At 64.7% G+C, this 16,000-nt stretch carries 18 protein-coding genes; 2 read left to right on the top strand and 16 right to left on the bottom strand.

Features of this window, described 5'->3' with window-relative positions; genetic code table 11:
- Nucleotides 1-3 precede the first annotated feature (3 nt).
- Complete coding sequence (locus QMG72_RS11515) at nt 4-822, bottom strand: sigma-70 family RNA polymerase sigma factor (RefSeq protein WP_226776359.1); 819 nt, start codon at nt 820-822, stop codon at nt 4-6.
- Nucleotides 823-1,047: 225 nt separating this feature from the next.
- Here QMG72_RS11515 and flgN point away from each other — a divergent pair, with 225 nt between their 5' ends.
- A complete protein-coding gene (gene flgN / locus QMG72_RS11520) occupies nt 1,048-1,569 on the top strand; it encodes a flagellar export chaperone FlgN (RefSeq protein ID WP_283480558.1) in 522 nt (173 codons plus the stop codon).
- 27 nt (nt 1,570-1,596) lie between these two features.
- Here flgN and QMG72_RS11525 read toward each other — a convergent pair whose 3' ends face one another.
- The 13 genes from QMG72_RS11525 to QMG72_RS11585 form a co-directional block, all read right to left on the bottom strand.
- Nucleotides 1,597-1,857, bottom strand: a complete 261-nt coding sequence (locus tag QMG72_RS11525) for a carbon storage regulator (protein ID WP_226776357.1) — start codon at nt 1,855-1,857, stop codon at nt 1,597-1,599.
- Nucleotides 1,858-1,916: 59 nt separating this feature from the next.
- Nucleotides 1,917-3,131, bottom strand: a complete 1,215-nt coding sequence (locus QMG72_RS11530) for a hypothetical protein (protein WP_282360670.1) — start codon at nt 3,129-3,131, stop codon at nt 1,917-1,919.
- The gene (locus QMG72_RS11535) at nt 3,109-5,157 is read right to left on the bottom strand and encodes a flagellar biosynthesis protein FlhA (protein ID WP_282360669.1); all 2,049 of its coding nucleotides are present in this window, start codon (nt 5,155-5,157) and stop codon (nt 3,109-3,111) included. The genes QMG72_RS11530 and QMG72_RS11535 overlap by 23 nt, the downstream gene beginning before the upstream one ends.
- A 61-nt stretch (nt 5,158-5,218) precedes the next feature.
- A complete protein-coding gene (locus tag QMG72_RS11540; RefSeq protein WP_226776353.1) occupies nt 5,219-6,301 on the bottom strand; it encodes an EscU/YscU/HrcU family type III secretion system export apparatus switch protein in 1,083 nt (360 codons plus the stop codon).
- Nucleotides 6,301-7,059, bottom strand: a complete 759-nt coding sequence (locus QMG72_RS11545; RefSeq protein WP_226776352.1) for a flagellar biosynthetic protein FliR — start codon at nt 7,057-7,059, stop codon at nt 6,301-6,303. The genes QMG72_RS11540 and QMG72_RS11545 overlap by 1 nt, the downstream gene beginning before the upstream one ends.
- Before the next feature lies 1 nt (nt 7,060).
- Complete coding sequence (gene fliQ, locus QMG72_RS11550) at nt 7,061-7,336, bottom strand: flagellar biosynthesis protein FliQ (RefSeq protein ID WP_226776351.1); 276 nt, start codon at nt 7,334-7,336, stop codon at nt 7,061-7,063.
- On the bottom strand, nt 7,333-8,181 hold the full coding sequence (fliP, locus tag QMG72_RS11555; protein WP_282360668.1) for a flagellar type III secretion system pore protein FliP: 849 nt from the start codon (nt 8,179-8,181) through the stop codon (nt 7,333-7,335). Before fliP ends, fliQ begins: the two co-directional genes overlap by 4 nt.
- On the bottom strand, nt 8,178-8,732 hold the full coding sequence (fliO, locus tag QMG72_RS11560; protein WP_282360667.1) for a flagellar biosynthetic protein FliO: 555 nt from the start codon (nt 8,730-8,732) through the stop codon (nt 8,178-8,180). Before fliO ends, fliP begins: the two co-directional genes overlap by 4 nt.
- Nucleotides 8,733-9,458: a flagellar motor switch protein FliN gene (fliN, locus tag QMG72_RS11565; RefSeq protein ID WP_226776348.1), complete on the bottom strand. Its 726-nt coding sequence runs from the start codon at nt 9,456-9,458 to the stop codon at nt 8,733-8,735.
- Complete coding sequence (locus QMG72_RS11570) at nt 9,458-10,351, bottom strand: flagellar motor switch protein FliM (RefSeq protein ID WP_226776347.1); 894 nt, start codon at nt 10,349-10,351, stop codon at nt 9,458-9,460. The genes fliN and QMG72_RS11570 overlap by 1 nt, the downstream gene beginning before the upstream one ends.
- Before the next feature lie 47 nt (nt 10,352-10,398).
- Nucleotides 10,399-11,280 (bottom strand): OmpA/MotB family protein, encoded by an 882-nt coding sequence (locus QMG72_RS11575; protein ID WP_283480563.1) that lies wholly within the window; start codon nt 11,278-11,280, stop codon nt 10,399-10,401.
- On the bottom strand, nt 11,277-12,107 hold the full coding sequence (locus QMG72_RS11580) for a motility protein A (RefSeq protein WP_226776345.1): 831 nt from the start codon (nt 12,105-12,107) through the stop codon (nt 11,277-11,279). The genes QMG72_RS11575 and QMG72_RS11580 overlap by 4 nt, the downstream gene beginning before the upstream one ends.
- Before the next feature lie 3 nt (nt 12,108-12,110).
- Complete coding sequence (locus QMG72_RS11585) at nt 12,111-12,389, bottom strand: flagellar FlbD family protein (RefSeq protein WP_226776344.1); 279 nt, start codon at nt 12,387-12,389, stop codon at nt 12,111-12,113.
- A gap of 209 nt (nt 12,390-12,598) precedes the next feature.
- Between QMG72_RS11585 and QMG72_RS11590 the strand changes: the two genes are divergently transcribed.
- The gene (locus QMG72_RS11590; protein ID WP_282360665.1) at nt 12,599-14,032 is read left to right on the top strand and encodes a GGDEF domain-containing protein; all 1,434 of its coding nucleotides are present in this window, start codon (nt 12,599-12,601) and stop codon (nt 14,030-14,032) included.
- A 284-nt stretch (nt 14,033-14,316) separates the two neighbouring features.
- Here the strand turns inward: QMG72_RS11590 and QMG72_RS11595 are convergent, their stop codons facing one another.
- Together QMG72_RS11595 and QMG72_RS11600 are read right to left on the bottom strand one after the other, a co-directional pair.
- Nucleotides 14,317-15,489, bottom strand: a complete 1,173-nt coding sequence (locus QMG72_RS11595; protein WP_226776342.1) for a flagellar hook protein FlgE — start codon at nt 15,487-15,489, stop codon at nt 14,317-14,319.
- Nucleotides 15,490-15,535: 46 nt separating this feature from the next.
- Nucleotides 15,536-15,982 (bottom strand): flagellar hook assembly protein FlgD, encoded by a 447-nt coding sequence (locus QMG72_RS11600; RefSeq protein WP_226776341.1) that lies wholly within the window; start codon nt 15,980-15,982, stop codon nt 15,536-15,538.
- Between the last annotated feature and the right edge of the window lie 18 nt (nt 15,983-16,000).

The following is a 16,000-nucleotide window of genomic DNA, read 5'->3' on the forward strand; positions in this document are numbered from 1 at the left end:
GGCTTAGACAGCTTGGTTGAGCACCGGCCCGGTCGGATACAGGGTCCTGGTGATGCCCCCCGCCGTGGCTTCAGCAAGCTGGGAGAGGTAGTCGTTACGGCGCCGCGGCGTGATCCTGGACTGGGGCTCGAAAGCCTCTCCGGGATGGTCCGTGTAGTGGGCGGTCAGTCCGTCCCGCATCAACCGGATGGCCTCGGAGCGCTGCTGGGAGACCGCAGCATGGGTGGATCCCAGTTCCGCGGCCAATTCCTTGACCGTCCGGTCCCCGAAGTAGATCTCTTCCACCACGTAGCGCATCCGCTCGGGGAGGGACTTGACCGCTGCACGGAGGTACTGGAGGCGCTCATCCGCGAGTACAGAGTGCTCCGGGGTCATGGTTTCGGCAGCCAGCGTGTCAACGACGGCTTCGTCCAGCGGCGTCAGCGTGCGGGAAGCATCGGACAGCGCCGCCTCCACAACACTCTGCTGGACACCCAGCGCCGCGGCGATCTCGTCAACGCTGGGCTTTCGGCCCAGGGCGGCGGCGAGGGTCTCCTGGACCGACATGGTTTCTTTCATCCGGCGGCGTGCTGAGCGGGTGGCCCAGTCGCTTGCACGCATCTCATCAGCAAATGCGCCGAGGATGCGCCGGCGCGCGAACGCGCCGAACGGCACGCCGAGGTCCGGGTTGAAGGCGTCAGCAGAAGTGATCAGGGCAATAGCACCAGCAGACGCCAGGTCATCACGGGAGAGGTGTGAAGCCTTTGAGCACAAGTCAGAGACGAGGTAGCCCACCAGCGGAAGATGCTGCGTGACCATCTCGTTGCGTTCCACGCGATTCAATAGAGTGTCCCCCCATGAGACGGGTTACAAAAGGCTTAATAGACCAAGAGCCGCACCCAAAAAATGGGCCCCGCGCTCCCCCATGGAAGTCGGTATTCACGGCCCGGGCGCAGCACCCAAGACGAAACTTATCACCTCATCCAGATTCCGCGTGTAATCTCAGGACAATGCTTGGGTGAAATTGCGGTAACGCTTCACAGTCGGGGCGGCAGGGGAAGGAAGCCCATGAATGCAGGCGAACTTTCGGCAGCTCTCTGGCAGGAGCGCCGCCAGCTTGAACTGCTGATGTTCAGGCTTGAGACGCAGCGGCTTCATGTCCTGGCCGGCAACATCGAGTGGCTGAGGTTTACGGCCTCCGACGTGGAGAGCGCTCTGGACCGTTTGCGTTTTGAAGCTTTGGCCCGAAGTGTTGAATCCGCTGTTGTCGCCGCGGACTGGGGCCAGCCTGCTGAAGCGCTGCTGAGCGAGCTGATTGCTGCGGCTCCCCCGGGGCCGTGGCCGGAAATCCTGGCCGGGCATTTGACCGCCCTGCGCGAACTGCTTCAGCTGCTGAAGGACGAGACGCGCACCGGGCAGGAGTTGCTTGCGGAACTCCGCGGCACCGCCGCACCCGGCGGAGCCGGGCCTGATAGCAGCGGGGAGCTTGACGAGCTGACCCGGTCGGGAAATATCGAGCGCGCCCTGGCTGTGATGCACGGGACGGCGCAACCATTCCTTTCCGACTATCTCCGTGACGTTCCCGGCTGATGCCTGCTGCCACAGAACCGTCGGTGACTACTCGCTGCCCCCTGCGGGTATTGCCGGCCGGGCTTTCGGAAGCAACCCGCGGAGGGCATCCTCAGCGTCCGGCCCGGCATTCGCTGCGGCCAGGTTGGCCAAGGCGATCGCCTCGACGACTTCTTTGCGCTGGATCGAAATTCCACGCGGGGCGTCAATCCCGATCCGGACACCATCACCGCGCCCTTCCAAGACCGTGATGACGATCCCGTCGCCAATCATGATCTGTTCGCCCGGCTTGCGTGTTAGTACCAGCATGCTCTCAATCTACCCTTCGTTGGGGGTGGCGGAGGACTAGTCGGGGATGCCCGCCTGTGTCAGAGGTGCGCAACACGGGCCTGCCGTGCGTCGATCCAGCCCACGGGCAATTCGAGGGCATTAACGGTTTCCGGAGTGTCGGTCTCGGTTGCTCCGATGACAGCGACGGCGTCGATGTGCAGCTGGGCGGAGAGGACGTTGACCCAGCGCTCGGTGTCTTCCGGCTTGCGCCCGGCATCAACGACGACCCAGACCTGGTCGGCGGCGAGCGCAGCGATCGGGTGGATCCGGGCCGCCGCATCGCCGGAACGGCCCACACCGAATGCTACGAGGACAGTCCGGTCCATCAGCACGGCCTGCGCGCGGGCTGCCGTTGCGCTCTGGCGCCCGTCCACGTGCAGGTGGCCATATGCGGACAGCTGCCCTCCGGTGCGCACATCGGCGCCGCCCGCTGCGGTGGACATGGCAAGCGCGGTGTCGAGGGCGTCCTCGCCGAGGCCGACAAGCACCACCAGGTCCCCGATGCCGGACAGCGGTTCGGGAGCCCGGTAGGCTCCGTGAAACCTTGGCGACGGCGAAGGCGCAACGGTCCCGGGCAACACCAGGATGTCCTCGGTGACACCGGCGCCGAAGTTGTCCGCAGCAGCCGATCCGGGCGCCGGGACTACGGGTACTGCGGGCGGTGCCTGGCGCGGTGGCAGCCGGTCCGGGACGCGCAGCCCGGCGCCGAGCTGCGCAAGCACTTCGGCAAAGTCCGGCGACTCGGTGGATACCCCGGGGGTTCCCTGCCGATGAAGCGTCATTTCCGCTGCATCGGCTTCTTCCAGCAGTGCTGCTATCGCCGTGGATTCAAACTGATGGGACCGGGCCGCGGGCACGTCCATAAACCCGGCCTCGGGACCTTCTGCCCGCACCGGCGCTGGTGCTGGCGCGGCGGGTGTCGCCGGTGATGCCTGCGTTGGTGCTGGCGCGGCGGGTGCCGGCGCGGCAGTTGACCGGCCAAAAACAGCGCGGAGCGGTCCCCTGCCGCCTGACCGTCCCGGCGGGATCGCGTCCGGCACAAGCTCGGCCGTGAAGACATTCGTTCCGGTGACCTCGGATTCCGCGGGCACCTCGATCACTGCTTCGTAGTGGTCGCCGGCAAACAATCCGGCGATGCCCGGGCTGATGACGCGGTCCGCGGAGATAATGCGGGCCTTGGGACCGTGCTGCAGCTGTGCTTTGAGCCGGATCTCGTCCAGCGATGCTCCCTTAAGCCGATAGCGGTTCGGCATGGCGAACGACTCCTACGGTTTCTATCTGGACATTGGCGCTGGTCACCTCACGGTAGGACAAGACTGGCAACGATCCCGGCTGCACACCAACAAGGCGGTGAATGGCGGGGCGGAGCGCCGGGGCGCACACCAGGACGGCTTGCCGGTTCGCGGCGACGGCGGCATCTGCAGCCGAGCGCACGGAGCGAAGCACCGCGTCGAGCCTGTCCTGGCCCATTACGATCTGGCTGCCGCCTTCGGCAGGGCGCATGTCCTCCAGCATCGATTGTTCCAGGACAGGGTCGATCATAATGACGTTGAGCACCGGGCCGACCATGAACTTGGCCGTCAGCGCCGGCCCCAGCGCCTGCCGGGCCGATTCGACCAGCGACTCAGGGTCCGTGGATACCTTGGCCCGGAGGGTGAGGGCCTCATAAATGCGGGCCAGGTCATTGATGGGTACCTGTTCGTCGAGGAGGCCTTGCAGCACACGCTGGACTTCCGCGAGTGAGAGCAGTGCGGGGGTGAGTTCGTCGACGGCGGCGGGGCTGATTTTGCGGACACCCTCAGTCAGGACACGGACGTCCTCGCGGGAGAGCAGCCGGGCCGCGTTCGCGCTGACGATGGATGACAGGTGGGTGACCAGGACCGAGACGCGGTCGATCACCGTGGCGCCGGCCATCTCCGCGTTGTGCCGCATCTCCGCGGGGATCCACTTCCCGGCGAGCCCAAAGACCGGCTCGATCATTGCCAGGCCGGGCAGCGAATCGAGGTTGTCACCCAGGGCGAGCATCTGGCCGCTCGGTGCGGTGCCGCGGCCGGCTTCGACCCCGGCGATCCGGATGGAGTAGGTGGCCGGCGGCAGGTCCACGCTGTCCCTGGTCCGCACCGGCGGAATGACAAGTCCGAGTTCCATGGCGATCTTGTGCCGGAGCGACCGGACCCGCGCGAGCAGGTCATCGGAGGCGCCCGAGACCATGTCCACAAGGTCGGGGGCGAGCAGGATCTCCACCGGGTGGATGCGCATGTCCTCGAGCAGTTTCTCGTTTGGGTCCATCTCGGGGTAGTTCAGTGCCGTCGCCTCGTCCGCCTGGACCTTCCCTTCGGCCTTTAGCCGCGCGGCTACCCGCCTTGACGCGAAGATCATGCCGGCCCCGACGATCAGGAACGGCACCGGCGGCATCCCCGGGATCAGAGCCATGGCGACAGCCGCCAGCCCGCCGATCATCAGCGCATTCGGCGACTGCAGCAACTGGGTGGACGCCGTATGTCCCATGTCCGATTCGGCATTGGAGCGCGTGACGATCATGCCGGTGGACACTGCCATCAGCAGGGCCGGAATCTGCGAGACGAGCCCGTCACCCATGGTCAGCAGACCGTAGGTGTTCAGGGCCTCACCAATCCCGAGGCCGTCCTGCAACATGCCAATCGCGATGCCGCCGACGAAGTTGATGACGATGATGATGATGCCAGCGATCGCATCACCCTTGACGAACTTGGAGGCTCCATCCATGGCGCCGTAGAAGTCAGCCTCTGCGGATACCTCGGCGCGGCGCTCACGCGCCTGGGTGTCCGTGATGAGGCCGGCGTTGAGGTCCGCGTCGATCGCCATCTGCTTGCCGGGCATGGCATCGAGGGTGAACCGGGCACCGACTTCGGCCACCCGCTCGGCGCCTTTGGTGACCACAACAAACTGGATGACAACAAGGATCAGGAAGACAACGGCCCCGATGACAATGGAGCCGCCCACTGTGACTTTGCCGAAGGCCTCAATGACCTGGCCGGCGTAGGCCTCTCCGAGGACCAGCCGGGTCGACGCGACATTGAGCCCCAGCCGGAACAGCGTCGCGACCAGCAGCAGCGAGGGAAAGACGGAAAAATCAAGCGGCTTTTTCACAAACATGCTGGTGAGCAGCACCAGCAGCGCCAGCAGGATGTTGGTGACGATAAGGAAGTCCATCAGCGGTGCCGGAACGGGCACCACCAGCAACAGCACGATGCCGACAATGCCGATTGGCACCGTGAGCCGCGCGAGCCTGTTGTTCATGATTGGGTCCTTTCCCACATGCTGTTTCCTCTGCTGTTACTGCCGCACCCGGGTTGGGTCCTCATACCGAAGCTCCGGCCATGTAGTGCATTCCGGCAGCGGAACCGCGCGCTTTGAGCGCCATCACGAAGGCGAGCACCCCGGCCACGGCCCGATAGAAGTCCGCTGGGATCTCCTGGCCGAGTTCGCAGGCCCCGTGCAGTGCCCGTGCCAGCGGAATGTCCTGGACCATCGGGACGTTTTTGGCCTCGGCCTCGGCCCTGATCCTGGCAGCGACGTGGCCAGACCCTTTGGCCACCACCCGCGGGGCGGATTTACCGGGTTCATACTTGAGCACCACCGCCACGTGCGTGGGGTTAACAAGCACAACGTCGGCGTCGCCGATTGCGGAGATCATCCGGTTACGGCTCATCTGCATTTGGCGGGCCCGCCGCTGCGATCGGATCAGCGGGTCGCCTTCGCTGTTCTTGTTTTCGTCCTTGATTTCCTTCTTCGTCATCCGGGTCTTTTTCCGGTTGCGACGCATCACAACGAAGAAGTCCGCTGCCGCCAGCGCAATGCCGGCAGCCACTGCGAACTGGATGAGCGAGGCGACGCCGCCGGTCGCCGCGGTGACCACACCGGATACCGGAAGGCCTCCGGCGGTCAGCAGGACCGGGACCAGGCCCTGCACAACGCCGTACAGCACCACACCGACCACGCTCGCTTTGAGCAGTGCCTTCAGGCCACCCCAAAGCGCCTGCGTTCCGAACATCCGTTTGAGTCCGGGAAGGGGTTTGAAATGCTCGAAATCGAGTTTGAACTTCTTGAAGTGCACACCGCCCTGCAGTGCGGCGCCGGCCAGGACCACCACAAAAACAACCACCAGCATGGGAGTGATAATGCCCGCGATGGCGCCCAGACCGTGCTCGAGGGTGAGCAGCGCCGTGCCGGGATCAGGCGCGGCCACGATACCGCGGACACTGAAGAGCTGGTCCGCAACGGCGTTGGCGGCGCGCTCCACGGTGGAGGGAATCATGATTGCCGCAGCACCCACACCAACCCAGGCCGTGAGGTCCTGCGAGCGGGACAACTGCCCTTTGGAGCGGACCTCCTTCATCCGTTTATCGGTGGCTTGCTCTGTCTTTTCACCGGAATCCGACACTAGCCCACCCCCAGGACGGCCTTGGCGGCCTGCCCGGCGAGGCTCGACACGATCCGCGGCAAGGCCACGAACATAAAGCCGGCCAGAAGCAGCGTGAGCAAAATCTTGAGCGGAAAGCCGAGCGCGAAGGCGTTCAGCGCCGGTGCCACCCGGGTCAGGAGACCGAGGCCGACGTCGGCCAGGAACAAAACGACCATCAGGGGTCCGGCAATCTGGACCGCTGCGAGGAACAGGCCGGTTACCGCCGATGTCATGGCTTGGACGGGCTGGGCCATGTTAATGCCGCCGGCCAGCGGCAGCGCCGTGAAGCTTCCGGTGAGCCCGGTGATGATCAACTGATAGCCGTCGGAGGCGAAGAGGAGCGCAAGGGCAGCCATCTGGAGCAGCCTGGTGAACTGCGCGCCGTTGACGTTCATTTGCGGATCAAAGCCCTGGGCCAGCTGGAAACCGCCCGCGAGGTCGATCAGGCTGCCGGCCGACTGGATCGCGGCGAAAATCACCATCACGATGAATCCCAGGACAAGACCGGTGGCGAGTTCGAACACCACACCTGTCACAAAGCCGGCAGTGTCACGCGCAGCGTAGCCGCTGGAGACTCGCTGGGAGACCGCGAGTCCGAGCCCCAGGCCCAGCGTGGCCTTTACCCGGGCCGGGAAGGCACGGTAGGCGAACGGCGGAGCCACAATCAGGAAGGCCGTCATACGGACGCTGGCCAGCAGGAACGCCTCCAGCCACCGCGGGTCGATCGGGATGCCCACGTCACATTCCGCCCAAAAGTCCGGGGATCCTGGCGAAAAGATCGTTGGTGAAGGACACCATTTCCGAGATCATCCAGTGACCGCAGACCACCAAGGCGATGGCGACGGCGGCGGCCTTAGGCACGAACGAGAGGGTCGCCTCCTGCAGTTGGGTGATCGACTGCACGAGGGAAACGGCCAGCCCGACCACCAGGGCCGTGACCAGCACCGGCGCGGAGAGCTTGGCACCCACAAGCATGGCCTGAAGGCAAATATCGAGGACGGCGTTGGCGTTCATCCGGTGCCCGCATAACTCTGGATCAGGGCAGTGATAATCAGGCCCCAGCCGTCCACCAGGACAAACAGCAGGATCTTGAAGGGCAGGGAGATCATAACCGGCGGAAGCATCATCATGCCCATGGACATCAGCGCCGCGGAGACGACGAGGTCGATAACCAGGAAAGGGATAAAAATTACAAAACCAATAATAAAGGCGGCACGCAGTTCAGAGACCATAAAGGCCGGTATCAGGGTCTGCAGCGGCACCGCGGCGGGGCTGTCCGGATTTTCCATTCCGGCCGCCCTGGTCATAAGGGCGATGTCCTCCTGCCGGGTGTGTGCGAGCATAAATTGCTGCAGCGGGCCCTTGCCGACGTCGACGGCGGCGTTAAAGTCCAGGGTCCCGTTCAGGTAAGGCTGGACCCCGAGGTCGTTCATCTCGGTGATGACGGGAAACATCACAAAGATCGACAGGAACAGTGCCAGCCCGGCGAGCACCTGGTTCGGCGGGATGGACGGCAGGGAGAGCGCGTTTCGCGTCATGGCCAAGACCACAAAAATTTTGGTGAAGGACGTCATCATCAGCAGCAACGCCGGAGCCACCGAGAGCAGCGTGATCCCGATCAGGGTCAGGACGGCCGTTGAGGGCTTACCGTCGACGCCGTTGATCTGGATATTGATGCCGTCACCGGGTGCCGAGGGGTCTGTGGGCGGCACCGGGGGCGCGGGGACTATGGGTGCGGCGTGGCCGGCGGAGGCGTTCAACCACAGCAGCAGGACGGCAAGCAGCACCGCTGCCAGTCCCAGCACCAGTGCCCTGCCGGCAGAGCTCCGGCCGGCCCGGACTAATGGATCGGTGTTCAACGGCGGCGTCCGCCCCTGAGAGCTGCGGCGGCCTGCTTCCACGTGGAGCCGGCCAGGATCGAGCCGTGCAGCGGCGGGTGGCCTGCCGGACCGCGGGAGTGGGAATTCCGGTGGATGGAGCTGCGCCTGTGCATCGGGGCGCCGGGGGTTCCGTCGCCGGCACCCTCGGCGGAAAGCCCGTCACCGGCGCTCTCGTCGTCCTTCCGCGCGGCGGCGGCGCGGGGGCTGGCGGCGGCGAGCAGCCGGGCGAATTCGCCGAATCCGGCGTTGGCTGCAGGCACGGACTCCTCTTCGGCTTCGGCCGGGATGTCGCCGCTGTGCAGGACGTTCACGGCATGCTCGGTAACACCGAGCATAAATCGCCGGCCGGCGGCGTCGACGACTACCACTGAGGCCTTCTGTCCCAGGCTCTGCCGGCTGACAACCGTCAGGGCGCTGTCAGCCCGGCGTCGTCCGTTGCCTTTGCCGAGCCGGCGCTGCAGCAACCACATAAGGCCAAGCACCGCGCCCAGGGCCACGACTACCCGCAGCCCGAGGATCAGCGAGTCCATTCAGCTGAGCCCCTCGGCGACGTCAAGGATGCGGGTGATGCGGACCGCATAGTCCTGGTCGAGGACCACAACCTCTCCGTGCGCAATCAGGCGGCCGTTGAGCAGCACATCCGCGGGCGCGCCGGCGGAGCGGTCCAGTTCAATGACTTTTCCCGGTTCCAGCGAGAGCACGTCCCGGACGGACATCCGGGTCCGGCCAATCTCCACCGTGAGCGCCATTTCGATGTTGTTGATCCGGCCCAGCCGGCCCGCAACGGCGCCGCCGCCGGTGCCTTCTGCGCCGCGGCCGAAACCGTTGGTGTTCTCGCGCAGCCGGACCGCGAACCAGGCGGCGGCGTGGTTGCCGTCGGACAGTTCGAAAACGGCGGTGTCCGGATCGGTCAGGAGGCCGGCGGCGTCGGATTCACGCAGATCGGAAAGCACACCGGCGCCAAAGACCGAACTCGCAGCCTCCATGGCAGGGCGCAGCACATCGGTGACTGCTACGACGCCGGGCTGGGGGCCGGCCATACCACCGGCGGCCTCGTCCAGGAACGTCCGGTCGATCAGCAGCAGGGCAAGGTCAGCGGTCACCGAGCCGACGAATGTCGCCGTCACGGCCTGCCGGGCATAGGGCGCCGCGGCCCGGGCCGGCACCAGGGCGACGACCTTCAGTGCCACCGGGCTCGGGAGCTCTTCGACAAGCCGCTCCGCCGACGACTCGTGCTTGGTCAGGGTGATGCTCATCAGGGGTTCTCCTCGATTGTGACAATAACAGCGGCGGCGCGGGAGCCGTTACGGGCCGGCGCGGCGGTGGCCAGCCTCGTCCCGTCGAGTGTGACGTCGAACGGCCGGTTCTCCAGGTGCGGCAGCGGCAGGACATCGCCGACGGCAAGACCCAGGACCCGGCTGGGGGTGATAAACGACGTCGAGAGCCGCACCGACAATTCCACCGGCACCTGCTCCAGCTGGGCGCCAATCCTCACCGGCGCGTCCTCCCGGCTGTCGGTGGGGTTGACCTTTTTCAGCCGGCCCAGCAGAACGTCGGCCGGGATGGCCAGGGTTGCCGGCGCGCTGATGTCCCCAACAATCATCGTGAACGAAGCCACGATCATCAGTTCACTTGGCGCGGCGGCCTGGGCAAATTGGGAGTTGTATTGGATGGTATCGACGCGGACCGCTTCGTTGAGCAGCGGGCCCAGGGAGTAACTCAGATCCTCGAGCGCTTCGTTCATCAGCCCCTGGACCAAGGCCTGCTCGATCTGGGTGAACTTACGGTCCGGCATTGGCGAGTCTGCGGAGGCGCCGAGCATCCGGTTGACCCAGCCAAGGGCCGAGGGGCTGGGGAACTGCACCACAAGTTTGGAATCGTTGCCCTCGACGGCGCACAGGACCATGGCCGTGACCGCCGGAATCGACGCTGCGTATTCGTCGTAGCTCAGCATGGAAACGTCTTCCAGCCGCACCACCGACTTGACCCTGACCTTGGCGGTAAGCTGCGTTCCCCACTGGCGGGCAAATGTCTCGAAGGCCAGCTCCAGCACCCGGCTGTGCTCACGGGCCAGCGTCGCCGGACGACGGAAGTCGTAGACGCTTAAGGTGCGCTCGCGCACTACTTCCCGTTCATCGATAACACTCACGTCTCGCACTATCGGCAAGGCACCCCCGCGGGTAAGCCAATCCGCAGCTATTTCTGCAGCATATTCATCGCTTCCGGTATCAGGGACCGGACGACGTCGGGCTGGTCGGACAGGACCACAATGTCAACCCTGCGGTTCAGCTCCATCAACTCAGGTGTGGAGTCGTCGTTGACCTGCCGTGCGGAGCCGAAAGCAACCGCACCGATGGCGGACTGGGGGACGCCGCCGCGCTCCACCATAAAGCGCAGGACGTTCACCGCCCGGGTGGAAGACAGTTCCCAGGTGGAGGGGAAGGACGTCACGCCGTTAGCTGCGTGTCCCTCCACCATGACCTCCATTCCGGCCGGCGCAAGGACCGGAGCAACAACATTAAGGACCCGGGTGGCCCGCCCGGTCAGTTCCGGCCTGTCGGGTTCGAAGAATGTTTGGGATCCAACGAGTTTGACGGTCAATCCGCGTGGATCGATTTGGAACTCCACGTTTTCGCTAAGGTTTTCCGCCGCCAGCCCCGCTTTCATTTTGTCCTCCAGGGCCTGGAGCCGATTGACTTCCTTCATGGCCTGTTCCAAGGCTGCCGGGTCGACATTGGGCTGCGCATTCGCCGCCTGGCCTGCCGCCGGCTGCGCCTGCGCCTGCGCCTGCGCCTGCGCCTGTACGGCAGCGAACGCTTCAAGGTCCTTATTGGCCTGGTCCGCCGGGACCACGGTTCCGGTGGCCGTGTCGACGGTTTCGGACGCGACGGCGCCAAAGCCGGTGGCGAGGGAATTACGGAGTTTCTCGAATTTGTTAGCGTCGACGGTGGACATCGCGTACAGGACGATGAACAGGCACATCAGGACGGTGACCATATCCGCGTAGGACACGAGCCAGCGTTCGTCAACGTGGTGCTCTTCGGGGGCGGCCCTTTTGGACCGTCGCCGGGGGCTCATGCCGCGTCCTCCAGCGGTTCTCCGCCCTTGGATGCTTTTTTGGGCCCGGACTTTGGTGCCTTCCCGGCGCCGGCCTTGAGTTTGTAGTCGGGAACCATTGCGTTGAGCTTCTCCCGCAGCAGGATTGGCTGGATGCCTGCCTGCAGGGCCAGAACGCCTTCCATGATCAGGGTCATTCGGTCGACCTCAAGTTCGGAGATCTTTGCCATCCGGTCCCCGATAGGAAGCCAAATGAAGTTGGCGGAAAGGACCCCCCAGAGCGTAGCGACGAAGGCTGCGGCGATCATGTGTCCGAGCTCGTCCGGTTTCGACAGGTTTTCCAGGACGTGGGTCAGCGAAACGACTGTGCCGATAATGCCGATGGTGGGTGCGTAGCCTCCCAGCATCTTGAAGAACTTCGAGGCCGTGTTGTCGGACTTCATCTTGGAGCTGATGCCGTCGTCGAGCATTTCCCGGAGGTCCTCACCATCGGTTCCGTCGGCGATGTTCTGCAGCGCAATCTTCAGGAACGGATCCTTGGTGGCTGCAGCGTCGCTTTCCAACGACAGCAGGCCTTCTGCGCGGGCCCTCTCAGCGAAGACAATGATCTCGTCGATGCTGACCTGCGGCGGGACGGTCTTGCCCTTAAACGCGTTCGGCAGCGCTTTGAAGGCGTGCACCACGTCCTTAAGGGTTGATCCTGCAAGCCCGACGGCGAGCGTCGCACCAAAAACCAGGATCATCGGTGCAGGCAGCAAAAGGCTGGTAATACTTGCGCCTTCAAGGGCCACCATGGCGTAGATGGCGCCAAACGCCATCAGCAGCCCGATAATTGTTGCCGGATCCATGGCCTACTCCCCCGGCCGGTCGGTACGACCAACGTCTGCGGCGTCCTCGGACGGAACCAGGCTGAGGTGGTAGCCGGTCACGGCCGGAAAGTCCCGGGCCTTGCTCAGTACATAAGCGCGGTACTCGGCGATCAGTTCAACCACTTCGGCGAGGCTTTCGAGCACAACGTACGTAGCTCCGTCGAGGGTGACAAGGTGGGTGTCCGGGCTCTCGTGGATCCGTTCGATGAGGTCGGGATTGACCGCGAAGCGCGTTCCGTTGAGTCGAGTTACGACGATCATGGGCCGATTCTGCTCTGTATAGGGGATGGTGGTCTACGATCTACTGTCGGCCAACCGGACTGATTGGTTAGCTGCGTAGGCTTGGTAATATGCGGCCTGGCGGCGGACACCGCGTTAGTTACAGTGAGTGATGTTCGTTACAGTGAGTGTTGTCAACGATCCGCTGGCTGGGTAGGCGTGGATCTGCCGAACAATGGGGAGCATACGCAGTGGTACCGCAGTGGCTTGTCTCAGCAGGCGATCGTCTTCCCCGCGGGGCACGGTCGCGACACCCTGCACCGTGGCGCCGCGCCCTGGGTTGCCTGTCCGGTGCGGCCCTGGTGCTGGCGGCGGCCATAACCGTCCGGTTGTCCGGGTCCGTGGAGGCCTACTTTCTGTTTTTCCTCGCAGTACCCGTGATTGCTTTGTTCGAGGACTGGCTGGCCATGGCCGTGGCCACAGTCGTGGTCGCCGGGAGCCCGGCCTTCCTGCAACTGGCTTTTGCGGGTGCGTCCGGATCGTTGCCGCCGGCAAATTCCGCGCTCCTGGGTGCAGCGTTCCTGCTTGAAGGCGTCCTGTGCCTCATTCCGGCATTCGTCCTCGCCGGGACACGAACCGCGGAACTCGAGAAGCTGGGGGCATTGGAGAGCCAGGCACTGCACGATCCGCTGACCGGGCTGGCCAACCGATCGCTCCTGGCTGCACGCCTCAGAGAGGCGATGGCCGCGAGCCGGATCACCGGGGTGCCCATGCTGGTCCTGGCGGTGGACATTGACGGCTTCAAGCCAATCAACGATTCGTATGGACATGGAGCCGGGGACGCGCTGCTGGTGGAAATCGCCCGGCGGCTCCAGTTCTGCCTCCGGACCGGGGACACCGCGGCACGGACCGGCGGAGACGAATTCACCCTGCTGCTGCCGGGCTCCGGCTTGGACCAGGGCCCGGCGACGGCGCTGCGCGTGATGGATGCCGTCGCCGCCCCGGTTCAGGTCGCCGGGACTGAGCTGCGGATGAGCGCAAGCGTCGGCATCACTGCCGGATCAGGAATGGATGGCCCGGAACAACTGCTGGCGGAAGCCGACACGGCAATGTACGCAGCGAAACACTCCGGCCGGAGCCGCTTCGTCATTTACGACGCGACCCAGCGCCAGGATACCCGCGGCGCCCTTGAGATTAGCCCCAGCGATGCCAGGTGCTGGGCCGCATACACCGTCCAGCTGCGCCTCCAGATCGCCTCAGCCAAGGACCTGGGCCTGCTGCCGGAACAAACCCGGGGCCCGGAAACGGCCCGGCGGACCCTCGAAAGCCTGCTGGCCGCCATCGGGCAGCTCCCTGACCCGGAGCAACCTGACGGTGAGCAGCGGACAAAACTGCCCCTGCCGCAGTCCCGGGCCCTGGCGGAGTTCGTTTTCCACCATCAGCTGGTCCAGCAATGGGCCGACTCCCTCGTGAGCCAGGGCATCCTCACCGCCAGCCGGCCGGCCGCGGCGGAACGCTTCTGGAGCGATCTGCGCGACGCTGTAACCGTCGCCGAAAACCCGGGGCCGCGTGCCGGCAGTGCTTCACGGAACACTCTTGACACCAACTTCGCCGCCGACGGGGCACTCCAAGCAGGAAAAGGGACCGGTGGCGCTCCCGCCCCGATCCCGCGGATGAGGGCGTAGCCGGCTTCTGCCTATGGATGCCATAACGTCCCCCGATCGGACCTACGCCGCGTGCGCCACCGCAGGCAGTTGGTGCCAGGCGGTCGCATCGGAATGTACCTCCACTTCAGGGCGGGCTCTCAGAAGAGACGTGATACTCGGTCGAAACGTGAGGCATATCTGGTTGCAGGCTAATGTCTCAGCCGAAGCCGCGGATCTCAAAAAAAGACAGCCCTGGCTCCGAAGATCTCCGTAGCCAGGGCTGTCGCTCCGATATTTAGGAGCTAGTCACGTTTTCCGGGTGATTAGCGCTTGAGCTGGGTCAGTTCCTGCAGGACCTCGTCGGAGGTGGTGATGATGCGGGCGTTGGCCTGGAACCCGCGCTGGGCCACGATGAGGTTGGTGAACTCCTGGGAAAGGTCCACGTTGGACATTTCCAGGGTACCGCCGGAGAGTGTGCCGAGCCCTGGTGCACCGGCACTGCCGAACTGCACCCCGCCGGAGTTGCCGGTGGCCGTGTAGGACGAAGATCCTGCCTTTTCCAGACCGGCCGGGTTGGTGAACTTGGCCAGGGCGATCTTGGCCATCACCTGTTTGGTGCCGTTGCTGAAGGAGCCGATCAGGGATCCGTCACTGCCCAGCGTGTAAGACTCAAGCGAGCCGGCAGCAGAGCCGTTCTGGCCGGCGACCGTGAGGGTTTCGACTTTTGCGTAGCCCGAGAGTTTATTCAACGCGACAGTAATGCCGCCGACGGTCAACGCGCCGCTGGCCGTCAGTGTGCCGTTGGCTCCCTGTGCGAGGCCCACAGTGACGGGTCCGCTGCCGTCGTTACCTGTAACATTCCAGCCGGTGGCGGTCTTGTCGAAGGTCAGATTGAGGTCACGCGCAGCACCGGCGCCGTCGTAAACCTTGACCACGCGGTTCAGCGACGTGGGAACGGTCGCGTCGCCGGGCAGGTTCCCGTCAAGTGAAACCGCGTTGGTTGCCGTGGCGACCATGTTGTTCGGGTTCAGCGTGATGGTGCCGACGGCGCCGGTCGTGTTGACCGCGCCGTTGGCGTCGGCCTTCCACCCCTGCAGGATGCCGCCGTCGGGGCTGACCAGCTGGCCGGCAGCATCGAGGTTAAAAGCACCGGCACGGGTGAACAGCTGCTGGCCGCCCTTGCTGGTGACGAAAAAGCCGTCTCCGGAGATCATCATGTCCGTGGCCTTGCCGGTGGCCTGCGAGGACCCCTGGCTGAAGTTGTTAGTAACCCCGGCAACGCGGACGCCCAGGCCGATCTGGGCAGGGTTGCTTCCGCCGGTGCCGCCCTGCGGAGCCGTGGCGCCCTGGGTCAGCTGGGACAGGGTGTCCTGGAACTGCGTGGTTCCGGACTTGTACCCGGCTGTGTTGACGTTGGCGATGTTGGCGCCGGTAACATCCAGCATGGTCTGGTGGGCGCGAAGGCCGGAAATTCCGGAGTAGAGCGAGCGGAGCATGGCGACTGCCTTTCTACAAGGTGGGAAAACTGGTCAAAATCTAGGGTCAGGGAGCGGACGGAGCGACGATTCCGGTGATGGAATCGAGGGGGATGGATAGTTCGCCGATGGTCACCGCCGGTTTGTCGCCGGCGAACGAAACGGCAGTAGCAATGCCGCTGCCCGCGGTGCCGTCCGGCAGCGTATAGCCGACGGAATGGCCGATCAGCTGGGCTGCCGCCGAGCGCATCTGCAGCGAAAGCCCATCCTTGCTGCTTGCTGTCAGCTCGGTCATTTTTTCCATCATGGACAGCTGAATGGTTTGGGCCATCATCGCGTTGGTGTCCATCGGGGCACTCGGGTTCTGGTTCTTCAGCTGGGTCACGAGGAGCGTCATAAAAACGTTGGAGTCCATGGTCTGCACCGGGGCGCGGACAGCGGGAGTCTGGTCCCCCGCCGCACCGGTTGTCGGCTTGATCGGGATGGACGGTGTAGCGATCGGCTGAATCGTCATCTGTGGCGTTCCTTCGTG

It is taken from the genome of Pseudarthrobacter sp. PH31-O2 (assembly GCF_030063265.1).
In the GTDB taxonomy this organism is placed as follows: Bacteria; Actinomycetota; Actinomycetes; order Actinomycetales; family Micrococcaceae; genus Arthrobacter.

Bases quoted from the DNA above. Each gene is read 5' to 3' on its own strand.
- QMG72_RS11580 (WP_226776345.1), bottom strand. From the start codon at position 12,107: ATGGATCCGGCAACAATTATCGGGCTGCTGATGGCGTTTGGCGCCATC.
- flgN (WP_283480558.1), top strand. From the start codon at position 1,048: ATGAATGCAGGCGAACTTTCGGCAGCTCTCTGGCAGGAGCGCCGCCAG.
- QMG72_RS11600 (WP_226776341.1), bottom strand. From the start codon at position 15,982: ATGACGATTCAGCCGATCGCTACACCGTCCATCCCGATCAAGCCGACA.
- QMG72_RS11595 (WP_226776342.1), bottom strand. From the start codon at position 15,489: ATGCTCCGCTCGCTCTACTCCGGAATTTCCGGCCTTCGCGCCCACCAG.
- QMG72_RS11575 (WP_283480563.1), bottom strand. From the start codon at position 11,280: ATGAGCCCCCGGCGACGGTCCAAAAGGGCCGCCCCCGAAGAGCACCAC.
- fliN (WP_226776348.1), bottom strand. From the start codon at position 9,458: ATGAGCATCACCCTGACCAAGCACGAGTCGTCGGCGGAGCGGCTTGTC.
- fliO (WP_282360667.1), bottom strand. From the start codon at position 8,732: ATGGACTCGCTGATCCTCGGGCTGCGGGTAGTCGTGGCCCTGGGCGCG.
- QMG72_RS11585 (WP_226776344.1), bottom strand. From the start codon at position 12,389: ATGATCGTCGTAACTCGACTCAACGGAACGCGCTTCGCGGTCAATCCC.
- QMG72_RS11525 (WP_226776357.1), bottom strand. From the start codon at position 1,857: ATGCTGGTACTAACACGCAAGCCGGGCGAACAGATCATGATTGGCGAC.
- QMG72_RS11530 (WP_282360670.1), bottom strand. From the start codon at position 3,131: ATGCCGAACCGCTATCGGCTTAAGGGAGCATCGCTGGACGAGATCCGG.
- fliQ (WP_226776351.1), bottom strand. From the start codon at position 7,336: ATGAACGCCAACGCCGTCCTCGATATTTGCCTTCAGGCCATGCTTGTG.
- QMG72_RS11535 (WP_282360669.1), bottom strand. From the start codon at position 5,157: ATGAACAACAGGCTCGCGCGGCTCACGGTGCCAATCGGCATTGTCGGC.